This is a genomic window from Halorussus aquaticus (assembly GCF_024218795.1).
Lineage (GTDB): Archaea > Halobacteriota > Halobacteria > Halobacteriales > Haladaptataceae > Halorussus > Halorussus aquaticus.
In genome coordinates this window covers 970778-995446 of record NZ_CP100400.1, presented here as the reverse complement: position 1 = coordinate 995446, position 24669 = coordinate 970778, and the positions used below count along the sequence as shown (strand labels likewise).

The following is a 24669-nucleotide window of genomic DNA, read 5'->3' as shown; positions in this document are numbered from 1 at the left end:
GGCAATTCTTGCGCGAACCGACGTTCGTTCGAGTTTCGGCAGAGACCGTACTCCGAGAACACAGGCCCGAGACGCTACGGAATCGGTCTTCGCGGGGAGAAGAACGGTTTTAAACGGACGCCCGCCGGGCCTCGCGGCTCACGGCTCCGCCGTTCGCTACACAGAGGCTCTCCGAGCCTCTCTGCGTGCCTGCTCGACGGTCTTGCCGTCCCGGAGGAGGGCGTCCACGAACAGTTCGCCAGCCTTGTACGACGACCGGACCATCGGCCCGCTGGCGCAGTAGAGGAAGTCGAGTTCGTCCTCGGCGACCCGCCGCCACGTCTCGAACTTCGAGGGATGGACGTACGTCTCCACGTCGAGGTGGGTCCGCGACGGTTGGAGGTACTGGCCGAGCGTGACGATGTCCACGTCTGTCTCCCGGAGGTCGCTGAGCGTCTGGTAGACTTCGTGGTCGTACTCGCCGACGCCGAGCATGAGACTGGTCTTGGTGTAGATGTCCGACTCGCGTTCGACCTGTTCGAGGACCGCGAGGCTCTGGTCGTAGCCCGCGCGGGGGTCTCGAACCGGTTGCTGGAGTCGTTCGACTGTCTCGACGTTGTGGGCGATGACGTCGGGTTCGGCGTCGATAATCTTCCGGACGAGGTCCGCTTCGCCCCGGAAGTCGGGGATGAGAACCTCCACGAGGATGGAGGGGTCGCGCTCCTTTATCTCTCGAATCGTCTGGGCGAAGTGGGCCGCGCCCTGTCCCTCCAAGTCGTCGCGGTCCACGGAGGTGAGGACGACGTAGTCGAGGCCGATTTCGGCGACGGCGCTCGCCACGTTCGCGGGTTCGTCGGGGTCCAAGGGCTGTCCGCCCCCGGTGTCCACGTCGCAGAACCCGCAGTTACGGGTACACTGGTCGCCCATCAGCATGAACGTCGCTGTGCCTCCGGAGTCGGAGTTCTTCCCGCTCCAGCACTCGCCGAGGTTCGGGCAGTTGGCCTCCTCGCAGACGGTGTTGAGGTCGTGGTCTCGGAGGGTCTGCTTGATACCCGTGAACTCCCGGCCGGATGGCGGTTGCATCTTGAGCCAGTCGGGTTTCCGGCGGCGACTCATTGGCCGTGTGTTGGACGCGGGTGGTGAAAAGGGTGAGGTATTCCCGGTTGGCGGTGGGCATTCGGTCGGTTTCGACCCGTTCGGCGTCCGGTTCTCACGTCGGGCCAATCGACGCGGCGTTCCGGCGCGTGAACACAGCAGCCATCACTCACGAAGTTCTGTCGGCGACCACGATGCCTCGATACCGGCGATACGGTGGCTCGCGGTTCCTCGGTAACCGACCAATTCGACTTCGAAGCTGGCCGAATCAGGGCCGAGACCCACCCACTGAACTCGGCGGAACGGTTGGGAACACAGACACGACACCGTTCCGTCGAACTAAGCCCCGAATAACAAAGCACGTCAGGTACTTACCACCGAGCATGAAGACGAACGGACTCGACTGGCTCGCCATCGTTTTGGTCGTGGTCGGGGCGATAACGTGGGGTATCCTCGGCGTTACCGGACTCACGGGCGAGACCATCAACGTCGTCTCGCTGATACTCGAACCCATCTTCAGGCCCGGCCCGGCACAGACCGTCGAGTACCTCATCTACGTTCTCGTCGGCGTCTCGGGCATCTACCTCCTCTACACTGCCTACAAGATGGGGCGGGCGAGTCGCCGGGCCGCTCGCGAACGGCGGCGGCGCGACGCGACGACCAGAACCGACACGACCGCCGATTACACCGACACGGACACCGACAACACGAACACCGAGTCCTGAGTCCCGCTCCGAGCGTTTTCGCGGAGGAGGACAGAGCGTCGCTGTTCGCGGAGGGCATTTCTTCGGGAGGAACTATTTACAGGTGTCACGGCCCGCGAGACGGGAGGTGCGTCACTCCTCGTCCTGTCCGTAGCCCTCGAACTTCTCGGCCACCTCGGCCATCTCGTCGGCGCCGAGTTGGACGGGGTCGCCCATCGCCTTGGCCTGACAGTATATTCTGGCCGTGTACTCGACGTTGACCGCGGTTTCGAGCGCGTCGTCGGCGTCCTCGCCCGTCGCGAGCAGGCCGTGGTTAGCGAGCAGACACGCCTCGGCGTCGGCGTCCTCCATCGCGGCCACCGCGTTCGCGGCGAGGTCGGCCGTACCGTACGTGGCGTAGTCGGCGACTGGAACCGTGGTTCCGGCCAGCGCGAGCATGTAGTGGACCGGCGGAATCGGTTCGTGCAGAATCGCCAGCGTCGAGGCCCACGGCGAGTGCGTGTGGACGATTGCGCCCGCGTCGAACTCCCGGTAGACCGCGCTGTGCATCGGCGTCTCGCTCGACGGGGCCGTCCCGCCCGCGACCTGTTCGCCGTCCAGTGAGACCACCGGGACGTCTTCGGCGTGGATACGGTCGTAGGCGACGCCCGTCGGCGTGACTGCGAATCGGTCGTCCCGCCGAACGCTCAGGTTTCCGGTTCGGCCGGGCGTGAGACTCGCGAGGTCCGGTGCGCGGGTAGCGACCGCGCGGCGTTCCGCTCCAAGCATCTCTATTTAGACCGAAGAGGGGTAACTATATATTCTACCGGATAGGAAATTCGACACGTTCACAAGGAAGTGCCGTGCCACCACGAAACGTAGACCGCCGATACATCGGAAAATTTATCAATGTAAACGGTATGTTATTAGTATCGGATAAGAGGAAACGATGGTAGACGTTTCGCGAGAGGAAATCACCGACGGTTCGCTCGTTCGCTCTCTGTTGGTTCTCGCAGCGCCGTTAGTCGTTCAGAATTTGGTCATAGTCGTCCAACAGGTTATCGACACGTTCTGGGTCGGCCGCCTCGGCGAGAACGCCGTCGCGGCAGTCGGAGTGGTGTTCCCAGTGACAGCATTGCTATTCAGCGTGACTATCGTCCTGATGACCGGGACGCAAGTCGTCGTCTCCCAGCGGGTAGGTGCGGACGACCTCTCCGGCGGGCGGCGGACGATGTTCCACGGAGTGACGGCCGCGCTCGCCGTCGGCATCGTCGTCGGCGTGGTCGTCTTCGCCGGGGCAGACGAGATCGTCTCGGTCCTCCTCTCCGGTGAAACGGTGGCCCCGCTCGCGGCCACCTACATCGCGTGGCTCGCCGTCCTGTTCCCGTTCGCGAGCATGAGCGACGCTCTGGAGGGAGGGTTCATCGGATGGGGCGACTCGCGGGCGTCGATGTACGGTAACGTCTCCGCCGTCGTCGTCAACGTCGTCCTCGACCCGTTCCTGATTCTCGGTTGGAACCCGTTTCCGCGACTGGGGGTGCAGGGCGCTGCGCTGGCCACCGGCATCGGATACACCGCCGGGTTCCTCGTCATGTTCGGCCTGTACCTGCGGGGTCGGGACGGGTTCACGCTCACCCGGGACGCCGTCGGGTTCGACCTCGACGAGTACCGCGAAATCGTCGATATCGGTCTCCCGCGCGGCGCGCAGACCGCGGCCAGTCAGTCGGTTCGCGTGGTCATCATCGCCATCATCTCCGCGGTCGGCGGGGCCGCCGGACTCGCGGCGTACAACATCGGCGCGCAGGTCGCCACCGTGGCGTTCGTCCCCGCGCAGGGTCTCATGAGCGCGGCCCAGAGCGTCGTCGGCCAGAACCTCGGTGCCGACCGACCCGACCGAGCGCGCCGGACCACGTGGGTCGGTGCGGCCATCGCGGCGGTCGGCCTGACGGCCCTCGGCACGATTCAGTGGGCCGCACCGGAACTCATCGTCACTACGTTCGTGCCGGACATGTCCGCCGAGGCCGTCGCGCTGAGCGTGGACTACCTCAACATCCTCGTGCTCGGGTACTGGGGCATCGGGGCGATGTACCTGTTCGAGGCCGGGTTCAACGGCGCGGGACGGACCAAGGTCAGCTTGGTCGCCGGACTCCTGAAGTACTGGGCGCTCAGACTCCCCATCGCGGCCGTCGGTGCCTACTGGCTCGACTACGGCGTCCACGCGGTGTTCTGGGCGGTCACTATCTCGAACGTCGTGGCGGCCGTCGTTGCCGGAGCGTACTACTACTACACTACGAACAACGGGATGTTACAGCGGGCCGCGGAGCAGGCGGCCACGAGTGCGGACTGAGTGAATCGGTCTGTGAAAACTGACTACTCTACCTGCACCGTCCGCGAGTCGGTCGCCGGAAGCAGGGGGAGTTCCGGGAACGCGACTTCTACGACGTACTCCATCTCGTCGTCGGTGCCGCCGAAGACGCCCACCGGCACGGTCTCCTCGCCGTCGAGGTACGTGGCCGTCTCGGTCATCTCGACCCCGTTGACCGTCACGCGGACGCCGACCTTCGTGCCGTCCCCCGTGTTCCGGACCGTCACCTCGCGCATGTCGTTCTCGCCGCGGGGGACCGAGTCGGGGAACGACCCCCACTCGACTTCGACGCGCGGCAGGTCGCGGGCGCTCTCGAGAACCGCCTCCGCGACGCCCGCGGTGAGACCGGCGTCTATCAGACCGTCCTCGCCCGCCTCGCGCACGTCGGCGGGCGTGGCGATACCCTCCTTCGCCAGCTTACTCGCCCGGCCCGACCCCACGCCGTCGATGGCGGTCAGGCCGACCGCGTCGGAACTCACGCCGTGTTCGATGCGGGCCTCGACGCGACTCGCGAGGTTTGCGGCCCTCGGGCGGTCGAACCGTTCGAGGAACGCCCGGAGCGCAGCGAGCAGTCGGAGCGCGTTCTGGGTGATGACCCACGCGTCGCTCCGGAGTTCGGCGGGCGTCGTGCCCGTCATGGTCGAGCGCAGGATGGCGAGAATCTTGCGCGCGCCGGGGTCGAGGTCGCCCGCGTTCTGGCCCACCAGCACCGAATCGACCGCCTCGCGCTCGGACTGGCGGGCGCTCACGCTGTCGAACTCCGCGGCGTCCGCGACGGTCCGGAGAACGTCCGCCGTCTCGATGTCGTCCCGTTCGGAGAGGTCGCGGAACTCCCCGGCGGTTTCGAGGCGGAGGTAGAACTTCGAGGCGAGTCTGCCCAGCGGCGTGGCCGCGACGCCGAGGTCGTCGCCGATGTCCACGAACCCGCGGCGGTCGAGTCGTTCGAGCGCGTCCCGGACGCGCGTCCGGAGGTCCTCGCGGAAGTCGTCCAGTCCGTAGGCGTCCGGATTCGACTCGGCGCGGACGTAGTAGAAGGTGGTTTCGAGCCAGTCGATGACGTCGCCGAGGTCCCGGATGGTCCCCATGGCGATTTCGGCGTTGAGGTGCGCGTCCAAGTCCTCCGCCAGTCGGGACTCTATCTCCTTGCCCTCGCGGAGGAGACGCCGGTACTTGTCGGCCTCCGACCGGTCACAGACCACCCAGCCGTAGCCCACGTCGTCGTACTCGGGACGTCCGGCCCGGCCGAGCATCTGGAGGATGTCGAGGGGACTCATGTCCACCTCGCCTTCGAGGGGGTCGTGGAGCTTCGTGTCGCGGAGGACGACGCATCTGGCGGGGAGGTTGACGCCCCACGCCAGCGTGGAGGTCGAGAACAGGAGCTGGACCTTCCCCTGCTTGAACCACTCCTCGACGCGGTCCTTGTCGCCCTTCGAGAGGCCCGCGTGGTGGAAGGCCACGCCGTCGAGCACCGACTTCCGGAGCGTGTCGTTCTGGAGGTCGTCGGCCTCGTTGTGGAAGTCGTAGTCGCCGCGCGCGCCCATCGGGATGTCGCGCTCGCCGATCTCGTCGCGGGCCTTCTTGGCGGCCTGCACGGTGTCCTGCCGGGAGGAGACGAAGACGAGCGCCTGCCCGTCGTCGCGGATGTGGGGTTCGGCGAGGTCCAGTGCGCGGTAGAGTCGCCGGTACTTGTCGGCGAAGGAGTTGTCGCCGTGAGTGTACGTCTCGACGCCCGAGTGGAGGTCCACCGGCCGGTAGTCGTCGCCGAACTCGAAAGTGGTCTCGGGCGGTGCGTCGAGCCAATCGGCCACGTCTTCGACGTTGGGCATCGTGGCCGAGAGCGCGACCACGCGGGGGTCGGTGAGTCGCCGGAGGCGGGAGACCGTAACTTCGAGGACGCTCCCGCGCTTCTCGGAGTCGAGCAGGTGGACCTCGTCGATGACCACGCAGTCCACGTCTCGGATGAACGCGTAGCGCCGCGAGTCGTGCTTGCGCGTCGCCGAGTCGGTCTTCTCGGGAGTCATCACGAGGATGTCTGCGCGCTCGGCCCGTCGGGGATTGAGGTCGCGCTCGCCCGTGACGACGTACACCGAGTAGCCCAGTTCCTCGAATCGCTCCCACTCGCTCTCCTTCTCGTTGGTCAGCGCGCGCATCGGCGCGACGAACAGCGCGGTGCCGCCCGCTTCGAGCGTCCGGCAGATGGCGAGTTCGGCCAGCGCGGTCTTGCCGCTGGCAGTCGGCGCGCTCGCCACCACGTTCTCGTCGGTTTCGAGGAGCGCGTCGATCACCTCTCGCTGCATGTCGTTGAACTCCTCGAACGGGAACACCTCGGCGAACTCGGGGTCGGGGACTGCCTCGGCGACTTCCATCGTTCGTCTCAGGGGGACGGGGGAGGAAAGGCGTTTCTCTATCGGAACGAACAGGACGCGAGTGGGAATCGACTGCTCCCAGCGCTCCCGCTCGCGACCTGAAACCGCCGGGCGAGCGCACTACTCGCCCAGCAGTATCTCGCGCAGCTCCGCGGGCGACGCCGCGACGGCGTCGGCCGCCGAGAGGTCCAACTCCTCGTCGGACTGGTTCCGATACCCCACGGCTCGCATCCCCGCCGCCTTCGCCGACTGCACGCCGTTCGTGGAGTCCTCGACCGCGACGCAGTCCTCCGGACCCACGCCGACCTGCTCGGCGGCGTACTCGTACACGTCGGGTTCGGGCTTGCTCTTCCCGTCTATCTCCTCGGCGCTGATTACCCGGTCGAACGCCTCGCGGAGGTCGAATCGGTCGAGCACGCGGTCTATCCAGTCGTGGGGCGACGACGAGACCAGCGCGAGCGTTCGGCCGTCCTCGCGGAGGTCGGCGAGCAGTTCTTCGAAGCCCTCCTGCAGCGCGACCTGCTCGCCGTAGATGTCGCGGGCCGCCTCCTCGTAACTGGCGACGAACTCGTCCTTGCTGGCGGTCATCTCGTTGCGCTCTTCGAGGTAGTCGTATATCTCCCGGAAGTTCATCCCGGTCGTCTCGCTCGCGTCGGGCGTCCCCTCGACTGCGGAGGGGAGAATCTCCTCCTGTTCGGTTTCGACCCAGTAGCGTTCGGAGTTCACGATGACGCCGTCCATGTCGAACAGCACAGCCTTCGATTGCACGGGCGGAGCGACGACCCGGACGGGGAAAGGTTTTCCGCGGCCGATAGCGCGGTGGTACCGTGACGCCACTATCCAGGACGTTCACCGACGGATACGCGCGCCCGGTCGCGGGGAGGGTGAGCGACCGTCAGGCGTCCTGCCGACGACGCCACTCGTCGCGGACGGTGGGACCGACGCCGCCGACTCCGATGAGGATAGCCCAAGCCACGGCGCTCGGCGCGCCGAGCGCATTGGCGGCGAGGAACCCGACGACGGCGACCGTGACCAGTAACGCGGTTTCCTTCGTATCTCGGGAGACCATGTGCGATACTCGTCAGTTCGGAACAAAAAGGAACCGCTGCCGGGTCCCGCCACGCGAGAGTTTAAGGCCGGAAACGGGACGAACCCCGCTCGTGACCGAGACCATCCACGTCTACGCCGGAGAATGTACCACGACCTACGCCGCGAGTGGCGACACCGATGAGGAACGGACGCGTCAGCGCGGTCGAGTCGTGGTCGTCCACAAACCCGACGGTACCGTCCTCGTCCACGACGCCGAGGGGTATCAGCCGGTCGCGTGGCTCACCCGCGCGAACGCGGTCCACCGCGAGACCGACGGCGAAGGCGGGTTCGCGCTCGTCGCGGTCAAAGACCGGGAGCGCCTCCGCGTCGAGAGCCACGGCGACCCGGACCACGCGCGCCACGGCGCGACCCCGGCGGGCGTCCGCGTCGGGACCTGCCCGGACTGCGACGGCGCGCTGATCCGCGCCCGCGGCGCGGTCACCTGCCTCGACTGTGCCACCGAGTACGGCCTGCCGCGAGACGCCGCGACGCTCGACTCGACCTGCGACTGCGGCCTGCCTCGGATGGCGGTCGAACGTGGGGCGCGATTCGAACTCTGCGTGGACCGGGAGTGCGAGGACCTCGACGCCGCGGTCCGCGAGCGGTTCGACCGGGAGTGGTCGTGCCCCGACTGCGACGGCGACCTCAGGGTCCTGCGCGAGCGCACGCTGTTCCTCGGTTGCGAGAACTACCCCGACTGCGAGGTGACGTTCGCGCTCCCCGACCGCGAGGTGGTGGGAGCCTGTGAGTGCGGTCTCCCTCTCGTCCGCAGTGCCACCGACGAGTCGGAGTGCCTCGACCACGAGTGCGGCGCGGGAGAGAATCGCGATTCGGAACGGAGCGTGACAGAGAACGGGGAGTGACGGAACGGCGGTATACCGGAGTCAGTTCCGCGTCGAGTCGGTCCGGAAGCCGCGGACCCTGTCGGTCCCGGTCCAGACGACTAGACCGACCGCCGCGGCCGAGAGCGCGAGTCCGGACTTCAACGTTCCCGCCGTCGCGAACGCGACACCGCCGAGGACCGTCGAGAGCGCCAGCGCTCGCGTCGGCCGCTGGTCCGTGAGCCGAACCGCCGCGGCCAGAAACAGGACGCCGACGGCCACGCCGACCGCCACGTCCACCGCGTAGTGAACGCCGAGGACGACCCTCGACGCCGCGACCAGAACGGTCAGTACCCCTGCGGCGGCGAGTCTGCGGTTCCGGTCCCAGACGTCGAGTGCGAGCGCCGCACCCCCGTAGACCGCGGTCGTCTTCAGCGCGTGACCGCTCGGGAAGCCGTAGCCGTCGCCGGTCACCATGGACTCGTACGCGGCGTGGCCGAGCGCCGGAATCCACGTCGGCGGCGTCGCCGTCGCGGCCCCCGGCGGTCGGGGAAGGCCGAACGCGTGTTTGAGGGCCGCCGTCAGCGAGTACGCGCCGACGGTCAACGCGAGCAGGTAGACGCAGTCGCGCGTGGGTGAGTCCGTGAGCGACGCGTCTCTCGTTCCCAACACGAAGAGCGCGCAGACGCCGAGCAACACGAACCACATGTCGCCGAGTTGCGTGACGAGTCCGGCGACTGCCGTCGCTACTTCCGGAAGCCCAGAAGCGAACTCGACTTCTCCGAGTCCCCGAGACATACGTACCACCAGTTTGTTCCACAATATTTATTATTTTTGGAAATATCGGTGTTCAGAGTGAACCGGCGTAGTTTCGTGATATCGGCGGGAGCCTCCGGGGTAGCGGCGCTGAGCGGTTGTACAGGGCGTGAAAATCGAACGAGTGGAGCGGAGGGCGACGGCGGAACCGAGACCGCAGCGGAGGACGCGACGACGACCGGAACGGTGGATTTCGAGTATCCGGACGGACTGTCCGAGGAGGGCGTCTCTGACTTCGAACGACTGAACGAACAGGTGAAGAACAACTTCGAGACCACCGACTTCACCTTCGAGGCGACGAGGAAATCGACGGGCGAGCGTAACTACGAAATCGACGAAACCGTCTACTACGACCTCGAATCGGAGGTAGGGCTAGTGCGGGCGGAAGCGACCGTCGACGGAACGCCGATCGACGTCATCACCTACAACTCCGCCAGTAAGGTGTACACGAGAGAGAAGCGGGGCGACGGAGTCCAGTACGATTCGTTCGACTTGAGTACCGACGAGAATCGGTTCTCCGGACGGACCGCGCGAGACACCGTCCGGGAGGATTTGGACTTCGTAGACACCTTCACGTACGACGGAGACGGGACGGACGTGCGTGACGGACGAGCGGTCGCTGTGTTCAGCATCGAGGGCGTGGTAAACGAGGACCCGTGGATGAACGACCCGAGCGGTGAACTACTCGTGAGCGAGGACGCGTGGCCGCTCGCGTTCCAGTTCGAGGGGACCGCGGACGGGAACTCCCTCCGGGCGAGCGGCGAGTTCAGCGACATCGGAGACACGACCGTCGAGAAGCCCGACTGGATACAGCAGGCCAAAAGCTCGTAACTCGCTCGGCGACCACCGAACTGCGGGAGGACACCGGAAGCCGTTTGACGCCGCGAACCGGAACGACGACCATGAACGGACGCCTGCGCGACGACGAGGTGGTGGTCGGCGGCGACGCCCGCCAGCGCTACTACGACTCCAGCGGGTACGGCCGTCCGCTCGGGGGGCAGGAAATCGCGCTCTCGCGAGTCGAAGCCGCCTACCTGCTGTTCAAGGGCGACATCGACAGCGTCGTTCGAGACGGGTCGGCGAGTCGGGGCGAGTCCGACGACGAGGAGATGGGCTTCCGGGCGTTCCTCGCCGACGCTGGCGGGGAAATCGTCGCCCGATTTCTGGTGTACGCCGACCTGCGCGACCGGGGGTTCTACCTCTCGCCCGACCGCGAGGGGTGGGTAGACGCCCCGCGGTCGAACGACGACTTCGTGGTCTACCCCCGCGGCAAGGGACCGTGGGACGACGCGGTCCTCTACCGCATCCGGGTCGTGGGCGAACGCGCGGACGTATCCGCCGAGGAGTTGGGCGACGCGGTACTGGCGGTCGTGGACGAGGAGAGCGAGATCACCTACCTCGAAACCGACGAGGCCGACCTCCGCGGGAGTTCCGGCACCGACCACCCGCACGGCGTCGCCGCCGACCTGCTCGACGACCGGGTACTCGTCTGGGACCCGCCCGCGGCCCTCCACGAGCGAGGGTTCTACGGCCAACCGCTCGACGCGCGCGACGGGGACCGGAATCGGTCGGGAGTCCTCCAGTTGTCGCTGGTCGAGGCGGCCTATCTCGCCCGCGAGGGAGTCCTCTCGCTTGACGCCGAGACGGTGCGCGAGCGCGGTCGGGAAGTCGAGAGAGGACGGTTCGACCGCCGACTCCGAGTCTACCGGGCGCTCCGCGAGCGCGGCATCGTGCCCAAGACCGGGTTCAAGTTCGGCGCGGACTTCCGGACGTACGCCGACGTGGAGTCGGTGGACGACCTCGGTCACTCGGAGTGTCTGGTACGGGTGCTCCCGGCCGACCACGTCTTCTCGCCCCGGGACCTCTCGCTCGACGTGCGACTCGCTCACGGGGTCCGAAAACGGATGATTTTTGCGCTCGTAGGACCCAACGAACAGATAACCGATTGGATCTCCGTGAGTCGATTGACACCATGACACGACACACAGACAGCGGTCGCGAGGACGGAACGGACAGCACGACGGCGGAACCACTGCCGGGCGAGATTTCCGAGTCGGACGACTCGGAGGTTCCTCGGACCCTTCCCGACGGCGGGACCGCGACGGACGACGGCGAGACGACGCTCGACCCGTGGGGGTCGGCGACGGTCGCCGACTACCGGAAACTGTTCGAGGAGTTCGGCATCGAGGAGTTCGACGAGATGCTCGCGGAGGTCCCCGACCCCCACTACCTGATGCGCCGCGGGGTCATCTTCGGCCACCGCGACTACCGGCGAGTCGCCCGCGCGATGCAGAACGACGAACCGTTCGCGGCGCTCTCGGGGTTCATGCCGACCGGCGACCCTCACATCGGTCACAAGTTGGTGTTCGACGAGCTAATCTGGCACCAGCAGCAGGGCGGCGACGCCTACGCGCTCATCGCAGACCTCGAAGCCAACAGCGCTCGCGGGATGACGTGGGACGAAATCGACGAGCACGCCCGCGACTACCTGCTGAGTCTGCTGGCGCTCGGGTTCGACCCCGAGGAGGGCGAACTGTACCGCCAGTCGGACAACCGCGAGCTACAGGACCTGGCCTTCGAACTCGGCGCGAGCGCCAACTTCTCCGAACTGGAGAACATCTACGGCTTCTCGGGTGAGACCGACGTCTCGCACATGCAGAGCGTCGTGACCCAGATGGCCGACATTCTGTACCCCCAACTCGACGAACCCAAGCCTACCGTCATTCCGGTCGGTCCCGACCAAGACCCCCACGTCCGTCTGGCGCGGGACCTCGCGGCCCGGACCCAGTTCTTCGGCGTCACGAAGGCGTACGCGAGTTTCGAGGCCGACGAAGAAGAGCGGGAACTGCTCGCGGCGGCCTACGCCGCGCTCTCGGAGGAGGTCGGCGAGGAGGAGACGGTCCGCTGTGAGGACGCCGCCGACTGGCTGGAAGCGGAGATGGCTCCCGACGACGCCCGCGACAGCGTAATCGCGAAACTCGGCGAGGCCGGGAAGGAACCGCTCCGACCCCGCGTTCGGTTCCTCGACCGGAACGCGACCGACGAGGCCTTCGAGGCGCTCATCGACGCAATCGAGGGCGAGAAGCGCGTGTTCGACGAGCACATCGACACCTTCGAACTCTCGCGGGAGGACGCCGAGGACCTCGCTCGCGAGGTCGAGATGGACCACGGCGGCTACGGCTTCGTCGCGCCCTCCTCGATTTACCACCGGTTCATGACCGGCCTGACCGGCGGGAAGATGTCCTCGTCGGTTCCGGCCAGCCACATCAGCCTGCTCGACGACCCGGAGGACGGCTACGACAAGGTGAAGGCCGCGACCACGGGCGGACGCGAGACGGCCGAGAAGCAGCGCGAACTCGGCGGTCGGGCCGACGAGTGCCCGGTGTACGAACTCTACGCCTACCTGCTCGCGGGCGACGACGACGAGTTCGCCAAGGAGGTGTACGACGAGTGCGTCGGCGGCGAGCGACTCTGCGGCGACTGCAAGGAGCAGGCCGCCCAACTGATGCGGGAGTTCCTCGCGGAGCACCAAGAGAAGCGCGAAGAAGTCGAGGACTTGCTGGAGCAGGCCGACATCGAGTTGGACAGCGACCGCAAGCGAGACTGACGCCTCCTCGCGCACGGCTTCGCCTTTCGTCGCCTCCCCTTCGTCTGTTCTTCTATCTCCCCGTCATCTATCTCGACTCTCTGGTCCACCTTCGCTCTCCGATCCGTCTTCGACCGCCGTCCTCGTCTCCGGCGTCGTTCGTTTCAACAACAGTTAACCCGCCGCGGACGGACTCAGGACACATGGCGACTGCGAACGCGGACAAACTCGAACCGCTCGGCATCGGTTTCGGCGCACTGCTCGTCCTCGTCGGACTCGCGACCATCGTCGGAACGCCGTGGGCGTACAAGTCCGGCGGGATGCTGCTGATGGTCGGACAGGGTCTCGGCGCGGTGGCGGCCATCGCCATCGGCGCGGGACTGGCGTGGCTGGCGCGGAAGTGACCGGCTCGGCGAATTCGACGTGACGGATAGACACCACCTCCGGGCAAATCGGGTGTGAGTTCGACAGGAAGTTCTCGTTCTGGAGAGCCTCGGAGCGCGACGGGAGAACAGGACGGCTGTATCAGCAGTCGGCAGACGACGAACCGAAACCGCGGAGAAACGGCGGACGGCGATTACTTGTTCGGCAGGAAGGCGAGTCCGAACAGCAGGACGACCGTGAGGCCGCTCAGGATGGTGACGCCCCACAGGCCCGCGATTCGCTCGTTGAAGTGGTCGATGTCGTCCACCTGCGACTGGTACCCTTCGACGTTCTGCGAGAGTTGGACGACGCCCTCCTGTCCCTCCGGGAAGTGAGCGACGAACGTCTGGTTGTTGTTCTCCGGGCCGAGGTCGACGGTCCCGCCATCGCTCAGCGACGTCTCCAGCGTGCGCGGCGCGGTCCAAGCCAGCGTCGCGGCGTCCGCAGTGACGTTGGTTACGGTCGTCTGATTACCCTCGAACTGGAAGGTCTGGCCCTCCGAATACTGACGGGTGTCGGGTTGGCCGAACTGCTGGCGCTTGTACTCGTCGACCGGAACGAGCGACTTGTTCTGGCCGTCGTCGACGACGACGTACTCAGTATCGTTCTGCGTGACGGTGGTGGTGTTGTCACTCAGGTTGAACTGCTGGCGGAGCGTGACCTGACTCGGGTCGGACGTGTTGGGGATGGAGACCAAGTACGTGTTGTTCTCCAACTGGACGGTCGAGTTGTTCGACCACGTGGCGGTGTAGCGCGCCGACTCGTTGACGCGCGTCAGCGTTCCCTCGCCGTCACCGACCGACGAGACCGTGTACTCGTAGCCGTTGACGGTTAGCGTATCGTTCTGGGCGTACGTCTCCCCTTGAACGTCGATCCCCGGCTCCTGGGCCACTCCGATGAGCGAGTAGGACCCCGCGGCAATCACGAGGAAGAGGACGGCGTACACCGTCGCGGCTCGTCGTTGCATGTTCGAACCGTTTCGACGCGCGCCGTTTAATGATTACTTTTCAGCGGCGGTAGCGGGTTCGGTCGGTTCTCGGTCCGGTCTCGGTCCGGACCAGAGGCATCTCACCGGCCGCCGTCGTGATGCCGGAGACGGTACACTACTTTCGCGTAGACGACCGCAGATGAAACTGGTCGAGAGAATCGAGCGACGCCGCGACTACACGGAGTGTTTGGAGTATCGGAATGCGTGGTATGATTTTTCCGACGGGCGTACGACCTGTCGAGTATGAAATTCGGCGTCATCAGCACCGCCAACATCGGTCGGTCGGCAGTCGTTCCGGCGATTCGAGACACCGACCACGAAGTCCTCGCTGTCGCCTCTCGCGACTCCGAGCGCGCAGCCGCCTTCGCCGAGGAGTTCGGAATCGCGCGCAGTTACGACTCCTACGAGGGCTTGCTCGAAGACGACGACCTCGACGCGGTGTACAACCCGCTCCCGAACGCGCTCCACGCCGAGTGGACGAAGAAGGCCACGGACGCAGGTCTGCACGTCCTCTGTGAGAAACCGCTCGCGGTAGACGCCCCGGAGGCGCGCGCGGTCGGCGACTACTGCGAGGAGCGCGGCGTCACCCTCATGGAGGCGTTCATGTACCGATATCATCCCCGGACCGAACGCGCGGTGGAGATCGTCCGCGAGCAGTTGGGCGACGTGCGTTCGGTGAAAGCCACGTTCCAGTTCCCGATGGCCGACTCCGGGAACGTCCGACTCGACCCGGACCTCGCCGGTGGGAGCCTGATGGACGTGGGCTGTTACGCGGTCAGCGCGGCCCGACTCTTCCTCGGGGAACCTGACCGCGCCTACGCGACGACCTACGACGCGGGCGGGCACGGCGTAGACACGAAACTGGCCGGTGTGTTGGAGTACGACCGAGACGGAGCGACCGCCGAGCTCTCCTGCGGGTTCGAGACTGCGGATACCCAACGGTACCGCGTCGAAGCCGAGGACGGGTGGCTCGAGGCGCGAGACGCGTTCGTCCCGCGCGACGGCGGCGTCGAAATCGAGTACGCGGTCGATGGTCGCCACGTCGTCGAGCAGTTCGACCCGACCGACCAGTACCGACTGGAGGTCGAACACTTCGCCGAGTGCGTCGCGTCGGGAGACGCTCCGCACACCGACGCCGACGAGGCGGTCCGGAACATGGCGACAATCGACGCGCTGTACGAGAGCGCGCAGACCGGCGAGGCCGTCGCGGTGTCGGAGGTGTGACCGTGCGCAAACAGCGACTCCGCGAGCGAATCTGGGACCACCTCGAAGCCGAGGGCATCGCGCGCTTCCCGTTCCCGCCTCACGACCGCATCCCGAACTTCGACGGAGCCGACGACGCCGCCGACCGTCTCGCCGAGACGAGAGCGTGGCGGGACGCCGCGGCTATCAAGGCGAACCCCGACGCGCCGCAGTTGCCCGTCCGACGGCGCGCGCTGCGCGAGGGCAAGACCGTCTACATGGCAGTTCCGCGTCTCCGAGACGAGGAGCCATTCTACGAACTCGACCCCGAGGAGATTCCGACCGACGAGTACGACAGCGCTCCGACCATCTCCCACGTCGAATCGTACGCACGACAAGTGCCGCCCGAGGACGTCGAACCCATCGACCTCGTCGTGTCGGGGAGCGTCGCAGTCACCGAGGGCGGCGCACGCGTCGGGAAAGGCGAAGGATACAGTGACCTCGAGTACGCGGTCCTCCGAGAGTTGGGACTGGTCGATGCGGAGACACCGATTGCGACGACCGTCCACGACTCGCAGGTCGTCGACGAGGAGATACGAGTCGAAGCCCACGACGTGCCGATGGACCTCGTGGTCACGCCGACCGAGACTATCCGGACGGAGACGGAGTACGAGAAACCGGAGGGCGTGTTCTGGGACCAACTCTCCGAGGAACGCATCGCGGAGATTCCAACCTTGGAGCGACGGCGACCCTAACGTCGGTTGCTGTTCTCCCGGGTGCTCGTCTCGGTGCATTCCAACAGTCGACCGACAGCTCGTGTACCGGCAGGGGTTGGATGCGAGCGACGGAGCGAAGCGACTGAGCGAGCAGAGTCTCTCGGAGACGCCGATTGACGTCGAGGCGAAGCGCTGGAGGTCACGCCCATCCTCTGCGTAAGCGGGTTGCGTTACGTCCGACTCGTCGTCGAGTATAACTGTGGAAAGCCAAGGGCCGGATTTGAACCGGCGGTGGGCGGCTCTGCAGGCCTTGCTCGCGCTTGACTCTGGGGCTGAGCGCCTGCTGTTGCGGTTTGCGGGGGCTTGAGTGCCCGCGTGCTTGCAGAGTAGTAGTCGTTTTGTCGCCGGTTCAAACCCGGCCCTCGGCTTCTCTCGCGCTGTGCTGCCTGTTCCGGGTGTTCTCCCTTGCTGGGGTTGCCAGCCTGTGCGAGCGTCTCTTGGGGTTTCGATGTCCTGTCTCGGCTTGGGTTCCCGGTTGATCGTCGCATCGTTAGCGGCGGGTGTGCGTCCGGTTCAACGGACTCTCATGTGATAAAACCAGGCGGCGAGCGGCGTCACACCGTTCGTGGTAAGACGGACTCGAAGGGGTAGAACACGGATAAGAGAGGTAACACTGCGCGGTCACTGTGGGCGGTAACATTTCTTGGTCACTGTGGGTGATCGCAGTGGGTGCTCATAGTGGGTGGAAGGGGAGAACACGATTCCTGACCGCAGTTGTTGAGGGTACAGTGCCATCACTCGTCGTTACAGGGTAGTATGGTCGTGCTGGCAGGACACCCTGACTACTGGCAGTGCGGTCGTTGACAGTTTCGCGCGTGTCGATCGGTCAGTCGTCACCTAGGTCGTGTTCGTCGTACAGTTCTGTAAGGCGCTCGTACACGTCCTCTGATGGCAGGCCCGTCAGCGTAGCGATTTGCCGGATTGTGACGTCTCCCTCGCTGTGTGCCCGGGCGAGTTCTGGGAGGTCGCCCTCGTCAAAATCGTCGTTTGACATCGTTTGGTACTAGCTCCTGTTCGGTTCTGGAGGTACATGGTTGCTACCCTGTGACCGCGCGCGGGATGGTCGTGCTGGCAGGACACCCCGGCGGTTGTTAGCGTGACCGTTGACAGGGTGTTCTGTGTTCGCGGCCCGATCTGTGACCGCACGGATATACACCGTCACCGTCAGATACTGTGTGTATGGGCGATATCCCGCAACCTTCTCTGGACCCCTACGCGCCTGGTGACACTGTCCGAGTGTACCTGTCGCCCGACGACAGGGATTCGTCGTTACACGACGTGACCGTTGAGATTATCGATGTGTTCACAGATTCCCTCGATAAAGAGACCGGGCGGGAGATGGATCGATATTCCTACCGCGTTCGTCGCGTTGACAATCAAGAGGTTGTCGGCGTGCAGTTCCGACATAGGGACTTAGTGCCTGCTAACGCTGAGTGAGCTGTCGTCTCACCCGTCGATCATTCCATTCTCCGCCATGAACTCCCAGCACTCCTCACCGCGGTCAGTCAACGCGTACAGTCGCCCTTTCGTCTGTTCCTCCGGGACAAGCAACTCAACTAACCCTTGCTCTCGAAGGTCATCCACGGCGTCACTCACACGGGAATACGGGCGGTCAGTGTCGGTCTTAATCTCTTTCGGGATCGCTGGTGACTGCGCTAATCGCCGTAACACCGCCACGCGGTGCTTCGACCCTTTCACATATCCAGCGTCTGCCGGTGCTGTTCCGCCCACGTTGGTACGTCGGTTTACCCCGGCGTGGCTTATCACTGACTACATGATAACTCGATAAGATTCGATATACTTACACCCCCACGGAAGAGCATAGAGACTAAGATGGGTCAAGAGAATCCACGAGTAATGGGCTACGATCTGATTAACGGGAATTCCTTCGAAGTTCTCGAAGAGGAGTTCCCCGATAATCATTTTCACGCTGTCGTGACGGACCCGCCGTACGGAGTGATCGAGTTCGCTGAGGAGAACGTCGAAAAGATGCGCGACGGCGTCGGTGGTGTCTGGCGCATCCCACCGGAACTGGACGGGAATGAACGAAAGCCACTGCCGCGATTCACCGTGCTTGATGACGACGATTTAGAGATGCTGCAGGAATTCTTCCACAAGCTCGGTGATGTGCTGTACGACAAGCTGCGGCCGGGAGGACACGTGTTCATCGCTTCCACGCAGCTCCTGATGCACTACGTGAGCAACGGGTTCGATGACGCGGGGCTTGAACGCCGGGACGTGCTCGTACGGGAGACGAAAACACTTCGCGGTGGTGACCGGCCGAAAGGCGCGCACGACCACCCCGAGTTCAAAGACGTGTCCTCGATGCCGCGCGTGTACTGGGAACCGTGGCTCCTATACCGGAAACCGCTCGAAGGAAAACTTACTGAGAACCTCGAAGAGTGGCAGACCGGAGGGCTCCGACGTGAATCTGACGATCGTCCCTTCACCGATCTCCTCGAAGACGGGAAAACACCGAAACACGAGACTGAGATCGTCCGTGACGCGCACCCGGCGGGAGCTGATGAGGAGAAAGAAGCGCACCCGAACTTGAAGCCACAGTACCTGATGCGCGAATTGGTGCATGCGTCCCTCCCGCTTCAAGAAGGAACGATTCTTGACCCGTTCATGGGGAGCGGTTCGACGATCGCTGCAGCGCATGCACTCGGGTACGATGCTGTGGGTATCGAGTTAGATGAGACGTTCTACGGAATGGCTGAGAACGCCATTCCGCGTCTCGCAGACGTCGACACGCCCGTTGAGGACCGCCCGGACTTCGAACACATCCAGAAGGACTCGGCGTCCCTGACTGATTTCAGCTAATCACTGCATCCGGCGCGTGTCTGGTGCGATGACACGCCCCGGTCGTTTTTGAAGAACCGTCCACACCCGTCGCACACGTTCGACCCGTCCTGGTTAGGGAAGAGTGTCGGGTTCTCCTTCCGGTACTCGGAATCAAACAGCCCGTGGATCCGCTTGTACAGTGTATTCCAGTCACCGTCACGTGACTGCGGGATCCCGTCTCGCGTCTGATAGACAGGGTTCTTCCGCATCTCATGCAGGGCTTCGGTCGGGAGTGTCGTTGTGTTCGTTCGGTTCGAATCCTCCCCGCTCGGTTGCTCTTCCCAGTCATCCTCGTTCATCGAAGCGATACGGACACTGAGAATCGAGATTGGGACGACGTCGTCTGGCGTTCGGCCACGGGCGTTGATGTTGTAATGGATCCCCAGAACCCACCCTTCGACGTTGTGATGGGCGGTGATCGTGCCGTCACGGGAGGCTTTCACTTCGACTCCAGGCACAGCTTCGTCCTTCGCTTTCTCCGGGAAATCGTCCGGCCATGTCCGGTCCCCTCTCGTGTAATGGATGTCCGGATATCCGTCGTCTGCCGGGTTGAGCTCAAGCCCGTCGTTCGGGTCCACCAAGGCGCGCGTGATGCGGTCGCTAACGAATCCGCCGATCGCGTTGTTCGCCCGGAACTGTTCGTGGAACCGTCCGTACCCGTTTTCGATGTGCCACTCGTTGACTTCGTACCAGTAATCGTAGACCGACTGGATTGCGTCCGCGACTTCCGTAGCTGTTAGGCTGTACGGGAGCGTGGCTTTGTCTTCGTTAACAAATTCGGGGTCCACGCACGGCCGTTCCATCAATCGTCCCCCAGCTCGGTCTGCTCGGTCACGTACTCCGGGTGCTCATCGGCGAATACCGGGTCGAATTCAGCGTGGTTCTCCCGGTACCGCTCTCGCGGTGAGGCGCGTCCGGTGATGTACTCGGGGTCTTCGTAGATCGGGTTCGACCGGAGCTTGTCCATCCCGCTCTTGATGATCGAAGAGGTGATTGTCCGGCGAGAGTCACCCGACCGGCCGCTATGACTCCAGTCATCTTCGGTGAGGTTCGCAGCGAGAACCTGAACGAACCGGATCGGGGCCATGTCCTCGATGTCGTCTTCAGGGTCACCGCGTTCGTACCGGAAAACCACGAACCAGGCTTCCTCGTTGTTATGCGCTTGCCACCCACCGTTCGATTTCGAGCATTTCGTCTCAATGCCGTGTTCGCCGTGGTGTACCTCGAAGTCTTGTTCGGCGTACGCGTCGTGATTCGTGGGGAGGAGGTCGGGGAACCCGTCCGGTTTCTGATTGACGATGAGGGCGTCGCTGGCGTTCGCCAGCTCCTCAGTGGCGGCGTTTCCGATGAAGTCTGAGAGGGCGTTGTTGGCGCGGAGAACGGTTTCAATGCGACCGTGGTCCTCTCGCATCAGGAACCTGTTCAGGTCATCATAGAAGTCGTAGAAGCCTTTGATAGCGGCTCGAACTTCGCCGGGGGTTACGCCGTAGGGGAGTTCCGCATCCTCGTTGAAGAAGCGTTCCTTGAATTCCGGTGTTTGCATCTACATATCTGTCCGACGCACAGTTGATATACGTAGATTAATACAGGATACACCGGTTTGACACGGCTTAGAACGGTTTACTTACACACCGTGCCGCGAACCTACTCGTGGTTAGGAGAACACCGTTGACAAGTTACGCGGTCTCGGGTTCGACGATCGTCAACTCGAACCCGAGTCGTGCGCCGTCCGCAACAGCTTCGTACCGCTCGCGCCGGTCAATTAGCTTTCCGATTGTCGGTAAGCTCCACGGAACTTCCTTTTCGATGTCACGGTACGTTGCACCGTCGTCTCGCAACTCATACACGCGCAGCACCGTGTCGATCTCGTCTTCGTTCGCCTGCAGGTACTGCTTGTTCGGAGTGTACTCCAGTGCGGTCGGCGGTTCACCGATGAACCACCCGTTTTCACGTCGCTTCTCCATCTCTGCTTCCAGCCGTTCAACCTCACCGCGCTTCCCATGGTCATCGCTCATCGCTTTGAACACTTCCATCAAGAAGTCGCTCGGGTCCTCCGGGTCAACGTACCCGCGACTGACGGTGTGGAGCTGCACACCCCAGTCATCGAGGTCGAAGAAACGGCGGATCCGCTCGCGCTTATCTCGTCCGAACCGGGACCCGTCACGAACGATGAGCGCATCGAACTCTCCACCTTCAGCAGCTTCGAGCATTTGACCGTACTCGTCTCGCGTATCGTCCCATCCGGACTGCCCCTGCCCTTCGTTGTGGATGTGTTCCACTTCGAATCCTTGACGGTCGGCGTATTCGCGGCAGTCTTCGATTTGCCCTTGGATGCTGCGGTTGCTGTGGTCTGAGAGTCGAACGTAGATGCGGGCGGTATCAGTCATTCTTGTGGACGGTGACTTCCATCTTGTTCGATGCGGATCCCGATGACCATTCGAGTTCGTCCCCTTGTTCGAGGGAGAAGAACTCGGCCATTTGTTTCGGGATGGTGACTCGGTACTGTTTGGTTTCGCGGGTATCCCCGTCGCTGGTTTCGACGGTGGATTCAGTGACTTGGACGGTTGTTTTGGGCATTTCTCAGTTAGTGTTACGTGTTGCACTAAGTATAGTGTTACGGGTACAGGGTGGTTGCTTGTTAGCGCCTGACTCCGAGCGCTAACACGAATCGTCTTTCGTCGGGTCGGGTTCCGTCTCGATGGTCGCCCATTCTCCCTCGAAGTCGATGTGCGCGGTCAACAGTTGATTGCAGTCCTCACAGTGAGCGACTACCTGCTTCTCACGGCCTTTCAACTCGGTGTACACTACCTCTGCCCCGCGGTGCCGGCAGTCCTGGGTCATATCTGATCGTAGGAAGGAGAGAGGGATAAGAGAGGTAACACGGAGAACACGCATCCTGACCACGGTCGTTGACAGGATCGATGGGCACGACGGGATTCGAACCCGCGCACCCCCGGGTTGGGCTCCCGAAGGTGTCCTCGGCACGTTGATCCTCCGTGCGTCGTCGGGTGTCTTTAGCCGGGCTAGAGCGTACGTGCCCTGAGTGCGGTGGAGGGATTCGAACCCTCTTCTCCTCGCAGGGACCCGTCACCGGGTGTGGTCGTTGGCGGGCTTCCACTTTGCCTACACCGCAGTGACCGGGCGCGACCCGGTGCGATTAATCGTAGGGACGAAAGGAGGATAAGAGAGGGTACATCCCTCAACGCCACGGAAAAGATTAGTTTTCCTTGTTCAACTCGGCCAGTTCTCTCCGGTCCTCAAAGACCTCGTCAATCTGCGGTCGCACCAATAGATAGTACCATGCCAGGATCGATACCGTGAATCCTACAAACCATACGATGAACCCCACTGCCCACTCGTTGCCTGACATTGTACCGAGTAATACTTCCTCCACGGGGTATTCTGATGGGTCTTGCATACTCGATACTCGGGGTTACACCCATTTAGGAGAGGTAACACCGGTAGGGGAGACGGGGGGTGTCCGGAACTCCTCACGGGTTGCGTAACACGAACCCGGACCGCGGTCATGATGCGTGTTACGCGCCTCACTGCAGGCTCACGTAGTCCCCCTGCCGTTCCACCGTTCCAGCGTCGGTCATGCGGGGAAGAATCGAGTGTAACGTGAGCTTGCCGATTGGGAGGTCATCAACGATATCGTCCGTCGTCGCTCCCCCGCCCGCGGTCTGCAGATACAGTGTTATGAGCGCTTCAGTCGTCGCCATTGCCCTGCAGTTCGTCCTCGATCTCCTCGCGCCCCCGTCGGAACTCCCCCATCGATTCACCGACACTGCGAGCGAGCTGTGGGATTTTGTTCGCACCGAACAGTAACACTGCGAGGAGTAACACTACAATCATCTCCGGACCGCCTGGAACACCGATGAACCCTGGTTGCATACTCTCAGGTAGGGGGATTACACGGATAAGAGAGGTAACACTGACCGTGGATACCAAATGAAAAACCGGCGTACGTAGACGCGTACGTCATCGAGTGTCTGTGTGCGTAGTCGTGTACACCGCGGTGTACGTGCTTGTGTACGTACTTACGTACGGACTTGTGTGCGTCTGTCCGTCCGGGTGTATGGACCGCGGCGTGGGCGGACCCACCACAGTCCGCCCGAACCGGGGGAACACACTCTCTCAGGACCGCCCGGAAGCTTCCGGGCGGCATTCAGTCTACGTGTTATACCCACTTCATCCGTCGGGATCTCACCCGCGTCCCGGTCGTTCGATCGCGCTCGCGCACACTATACACCAACACTCGTTCTGAGTGATCCATGCCGGTGTTCTGCATCGAGGACACACTACGCTCGCGTTCGTGTCTTCGTCGTGCGCCTCGATGCCAGCTGCACCTGTCCACTTCTCTGTTGTGCTCATGTGAATCCCTAACAGCCTCACCCATTTAGGAGAGGTAACACGGTCGGGAGGGGGGAGGGGGTACACCCGGGGCTATGCGCGCACGCGTCGCGCGCACGCGTCGCGCGCACGCGAGCACAGACCGTTGACAGGGTCGCTCCTGTCGTGCCCTACCCCTACCCTTCGCGCCCATATCAGCCGCTCCTCGCCCCTGCAGAAAAGAAGGTGTTACTGGTGGTCGCGTCGCCACCGAACTTCATCCGCGACAGCCCGAGCGAACCCGGTGAACGTCATTGAGCGTTCGAGCGTTTCGATGTCGTCATCGTCCCACCCGTGGTCCGCAAGTCGCGCCCGGGTCTCCTGGTGTCCTCGAAGACACGCTAATTCCTGATCGATACGATCGCCGTCGTCCGCGGTCGTGTTCCGTGTCATGGGTCTGTGTTATGCTGGCACCGGCGTGTTCTCAATGCGTTCCTCTGTCCATCCTGCCTCGTTGAGGAGGTAGTCACGCGCGTCGTCGTCACCCTCCTCCTTCGCGTATTTGAGGGCGCTTTCCTCTTGCTGTGAGCGGAACTCCGCGTTCGACGTCCCGCCACCCATGTCCTCGTTCTCATCCGTCCTGTCACCCACAATCGACTCCCTGTTGCGTTTCGCAGCTTCACGCGCTTCTCCCGTGGTTGTGAGGTCGTCACTCCACACGTCCATCCAGCTGCTCTCAGGGATCCCTTCATCCAACACGGCGGCCTTCGCGCGCCTCGCGGTGAACGTGTCCATGTTGTCCTGCGTAAAGTCGATCTCATCCCTCTCACTGTCACTGAGGGGGACTTGGCCTGCGCTCGAATCGAGTTCCGCCTGCATGTCGGTCGAACGCTCCGAGAGTAACTGTTTGACTGTCGCTGGGGCGTCCTCAGCGAGCTCAACCGTGGTCGTGCGCTTGTCGTCTGAGGGGGCGAACACGTTCCTATTGGGGAACCGTTCCTCCATGTCCTCACGGAACGAGTTCGCTAACTCCTTCTTGTACAGATCCGCCTCTGCGCTCTCTCTGTACCGCGCGAACCCGAAATTCTCCTCACGGAGTTGCGCGATCTCACTGTCGGTGAGCGGGTCACCGTTCGCCGGTGCCTCAGGGTCTAAACTGCCTGCAGGCCCGAGGTACGTCCAATCATGATCCTCGCCGTTCCATTCGACCCGGTACGCGTAGGGACCACTCCCATCTGGACCGGGAACGCGGTGTGTTTGAATTGATGCCATTTGTGTCGTGTCGTGTTTTCGTTTACAATTCGGTCGTGTTCGATGCCGTCTT

General features: G+C 63.6%; 29 protein-coding genes and 1 tRNA gene. 11 read left to right on the top strand and 19 right to left on the bottom strand.

All coding sequences use genetic code 11. The annotated features are described in order from the left end of the window. Positions 1-156 precede the first annotated feature (156 nt). Positions 157-1095: a lipoyl synthase gene (gene lipA / locus NGM06_RS05175; RefSeq protein WP_254269250.1), complete on the bottom strand. Its 939-nt coding sequence runs from the start codon at positions 1093-1095 to the stop codon at positions 157-159. A 362-nt stretch (positions 1096-1457) separates the two neighbouring features. Here lipA and NGM06_RS05170 point away from each other — a divergent pair, with 362 nt between their 5' ends. After that, positions 1458-1799 carry a DUF378 domain-containing protein gene (locus NGM06_RS05170; protein ID WP_254269249.1) on the top strand — a complete coding sequence of 114 codons (342 nt, stop codon included), beginning with the start codon at positions 1458-1460 and terminating at the stop codon, positions 1797-1799. 111 nt (positions 1800-1910) lie between these two features. Here NGM06_RS05170 and NGM06_RS05165 read toward each other — a convergent pair whose 3' ends face one another. After that, positions 1911-2546, bottom strand: a complete 636-nt coding sequence (locus tag NGM06_RS05165; protein ID WP_254269248.1) for a ribulose-1-phosphate aldolase — start codon at positions 2544-2546, stop codon at positions 1911-1913. A 160-nt stretch (positions 2547-2706) separates the two neighbouring features. Here NGM06_RS05165 and NGM06_RS05160 point away from each other — a divergent pair, with 160 nt between their 5' ends. Then, positions 2707-4104 (top strand): MATE family efflux transporter, encoded by a 1398-nt coding sequence (locus tag NGM06_RS05160; RefSeq protein ID WP_254269247.1) that lies wholly within the window; start codon positions 2707-2709, stop codon positions 4102-4104. 23 nt (positions 4105-4127) lie between these two features. On the opposite strand, the gene NGM06_RS05155 is transcribed toward NGM06_RS05160, so the two are convergent. The 3 genes from NGM06_RS05155 to NGM06_RS05145 all read right to left on the bottom strand — a co-directional run bounded on the left by NGM06_RS05155 (position 4128) and on the right by NGM06_RS05145 (position 7557). Further along, a complete protein-coding gene (locus NGM06_RS05155) occupies positions 4128-6488 on the bottom strand; it encodes a DEAD/DEAH box helicase (RefSeq protein WP_254269246.1) in 2361 nt (786 codons plus the stop codon). 120 nt (positions 6489-6608) lie between these two features. Continuing rightward, entirely contained in the window at positions 6609-7256 is a 648-nt protein-coding gene (locus tag NGM06_RS05150) for an HAD family hydrolase (RefSeq protein WP_254269245.1), read from the bottom strand. A 127-nt stretch (positions 7257-7383) separates the two neighbouring features. After that, positions 7384-7557, bottom strand: a complete 174-nt coding sequence (locus tag NGM06_RS05145; protein WP_254269244.1) for a DUF7987 family protein — start codon at positions 7555-7557, stop codon at positions 7384-7386. Between the two features lie 91 nt (positions 7558-7648). On the opposite strand from NGM06_RS05145, the gene NGM06_RS05140 reads away from it, so the two are divergent. Beyond that, positions 7649-8440, top strand: coding sequence for a topoisomerase DNA-binding C4 zinc finger domain-containing protein (locus tag NGM06_RS05140; protein WP_254269243.1), 792 nt, complete (start codon positions 7649-7651; stop codon positions 8438-8440). 21 nt (positions 8441-8461) lie between these two features. Here NGM06_RS05140 and NGM06_RS05135 read toward each other — a convergent pair whose 3' ends face one another. Continuing rightward, the gene (locus NGM06_RS05135) at positions 8462-9196 is read right to left on the bottom strand and encodes a phosphatase PAP2 family protein (protein WP_254269242.1); all 735 of its coding nucleotides are present in this window, start codon (positions 9194-9196) and stop codon (positions 8462-8464) included. A gap of 57 nt (positions 9197-9253) precedes the next feature. Between NGM06_RS05135 and NGM06_RS05130 the strand changes: the two genes are divergently transcribed. From NGM06_RS05130 to NGM06_RS05115, 4 genes are all read left to right on the top strand, one after another. After that, the gene (locus tag NGM06_RS05130; protein ID WP_254269241.1) at positions 9254-10045 is read left to right on the top strand and encodes a DUF7537 family lipoprotein; all 792 of its coding nucleotides are present in this window, start codon (positions 9254-9256) and stop codon (positions 10043-10045) included. 71 nt (positions 10046-10116) lie between these two features. Further along, positions 10117-11190 (top strand): tRNA-intron lyase, encoded by a 1074-nt coding sequence (endA, locus tag NGM06_RS05125; RefSeq protein ID WP_254269240.1) that lies wholly within the window; start codon positions 10117-10119, stop codon positions 11188-11190. Continuing rightward, complete coding sequence (locus NGM06_RS05120) at positions 11187-12821, top strand: tryptophan--tRNA ligase (RefSeq protein WP_254269239.1); 1635 nt, start codon at positions 11187-11189, stop codon at positions 12819-12821. Before endA ends, NGM06_RS05120 begins: the two co-directional genes overlap by 4 nt. Positions 12822-13003: 182 nt before the next feature. Next, positions 13004-13204: a DUF8123 family protein gene (locus NGM06_RS05115; protein WP_254269238.1), complete on the top strand. Its 201-nt coding sequence runs from the start codon at positions 13004-13006 to the stop codon at positions 13202-13204. Between the two features lie 173 nt (positions 13205-13377). Here the strand turns inward: NGM06_RS05115 and NGM06_RS05110 are convergent, their stop codons facing one another. Then, a complete protein-coding gene (locus NGM06_RS05110) occupies positions 13378-14190 on the bottom strand; it encodes a DUF8231 family protein (RefSeq protein ID WP_254269237.1) in 813 nt (270 codons plus the stop codon). A gap of 264 nt (positions 14191-14454) precedes the next feature. Between NGM06_RS05110 and NGM06_RS05105 the strand changes: the two genes are divergently transcribed. Further along, the gene (locus NGM06_RS05105) at positions 14455-15435 is read left to right on the top strand and encodes a Gfo/Idh/MocA family protein (protein WP_254269236.1); all 981 of its coding nucleotides are present in this window, start codon (positions 14455-14457) and stop codon (positions 15433-15435) included. Between the two features lie 2 nt (positions 15436-15437). Continuing rightward, on the top strand, positions 15438-16148 hold the full coding sequence (locus NGM06_RS05100) for a 5-formyltetrahydrofolate cyclo-ligase (RefSeq protein ID WP_254269235.1): 711 nt from the start codon (positions 15438-15440) through the stop codon (positions 16146-16148). An 847-nt stretch (positions 16149-16995) separates the two neighbouring features. On the opposite strand, the gene NGM06_RS05095 is transcribed toward NGM06_RS05100, so the two are convergent. Then, complete coding sequence (locus NGM06_RS05095) at positions 16996-17163, bottom strand: hypothetical protein (RefSeq protein WP_254269234.1); 168 nt, start codon at positions 17161-17163, stop codon at positions 16996-16998. A gap of 185 nt (positions 17164-17348) precedes the next feature. Here NGM06_RS05095 and NGM06_RS05090 point away from each other — a divergent pair, with 185 nt between their 5' ends. Then, the gene (locus tag NGM06_RS05090) at positions 17349-17606 is read left to right on the top strand and encodes a DUF8139 family protein (RefSeq protein ID WP_254269233.1); all 258 of its coding nucleotides are present in this window, start codon (positions 17349-17351) and stop codon (positions 17604-17606) included. A 9-nt stretch (positions 17607-17615) separates the two neighbouring features. Here NGM06_RS05090 and NGM06_RS05085 read toward each other — a convergent pair whose 3' ends face one another. Then, a complete protein-coding gene (locus tag NGM06_RS05085; protein WP_254269232.1) occupies positions 17616-17900 on the bottom strand; it encodes a winged helix-turn-helix domain-containing protein in 285 nt (94 codons plus the stop codon). Positions 17901-18026: 126 nt separating this feature from the next. On the opposite strand from NGM06_RS05085, the gene NGM06_RS05080 reads away from it, so the two are divergent. Beyond that, positions 18027-18992, top strand: a complete 966-nt coding sequence (locus tag NGM06_RS05080; RefSeq protein WP_254269231.1) for a DNA-methyltransferase — start codon at positions 18027-18029, stop codon at positions 18990-18992. Here NGM06_RS05080 and NGM06_RS05075 read toward each other — a convergent pair. From NGM06_RS05075 to NGM06_RS05030, 10 genes are all read right to left on the bottom strand, one after another. Further along, entirely contained in the window at positions 18989-19816 is an 828-nt protein-coding gene (locus NGM06_RS05075) for a hypothetical protein (RefSeq protein ID WP_254269230.1), read from the bottom strand. The two genes, NGM06_RS05080 and NGM06_RS05075, sit on opposite strands and share 4 nt — an antisense overlap. After that, positions 19816-20556 (bottom strand): hypothetical protein, encoded by a 741-nt coding sequence (locus NGM06_RS05070; RefSeq protein WP_254269229.1) that lies wholly within the window; start codon positions 20554-20556, stop codon positions 19816-19818. Before NGM06_RS05070 ends, NGM06_RS05075 begins: the two co-directional genes overlap by 1 nt. A gap of 133 nt (positions 20557-20689) precedes the next feature. After that, complete coding sequence (locus NGM06_RS05065) at positions 20690-21400, bottom strand: recombinase family protein (protein ID WP_254269228.1); 711 nt, start codon at positions 21398-21400, stop codon at positions 20690-20692. Then, positions 21393-21590 (bottom strand): AbrB/MazE/SpoVT family DNA-binding domain-containing protein, encoded by a 198-nt coding sequence (locus NGM06_RS05060; RefSeq protein ID WP_254269227.1) that lies wholly within the window; start codon positions 21588-21590, stop codon positions 21393-21395. Before NGM06_RS05060 ends, NGM06_RS05065 begins: the two co-directional genes overlap by 8 nt. Positions 21591-21671: 81 nt before the next feature. Beyond that, positions 21672-21854, bottom strand: a complete 183-nt coding sequence (locus NGM06_RS05055) for a hypothetical protein (protein ID WP_254269226.1) — start codon at positions 21852-21854, stop codon at positions 21672-21674. Positions 21855-21935: 81 nt separating this feature from the next. Then, a tRNA-OTHER gene (locus NGM06_RS05050) sits at positions 21936-22053 on the bottom strand. A 177-nt stretch (positions 22054-22230) separates the two neighbouring features. Further along, positions 22231-22431 carry a hypothetical protein gene (locus tag NGM06_RS05045; protein ID WP_254269225.1) on the bottom strand — a complete coding sequence of 67 codons (201 nt, stop codon included), beginning with the start codon at positions 22429-22431 and terminating at the stop codon, positions 22231-22233. A gap of 127 nt (positions 22432-22558) precedes the next feature. Further along, positions 22559-22735, bottom strand: coding sequence for a hypothetical protein (locus tag NGM06_RS05040; protein WP_254269224.1), 177 nt, complete (start codon positions 22733-22735; stop codon positions 22559-22561). Then, positions 22722-22907 carry a twin-arginine translocase TatA/TatE family subunit gene (locus NGM06_RS05035; protein WP_254269223.1) on the bottom strand — a complete coding sequence of 62 codons (186 nt, stop codon included), beginning with the start codon at positions 22905-22907 and terminating at the stop codon, positions 22722-22724. The genes NGM06_RS05040 and NGM06_RS05035 overlap by 14 nt, the downstream gene beginning before the upstream one ends. Positions 22908-23807: 900 nt before the next feature. Continuing rightward, positions 23808-24617: a hypothetical protein gene (locus tag NGM06_RS05030; protein ID WP_254269222.1), complete on the bottom strand. Its 810-nt coding sequence runs from the start codon at positions 24615-24617 to the stop codon at positions 23808-23810. Positions 24618-24669 lie beyond the last annotated feature (52 nt).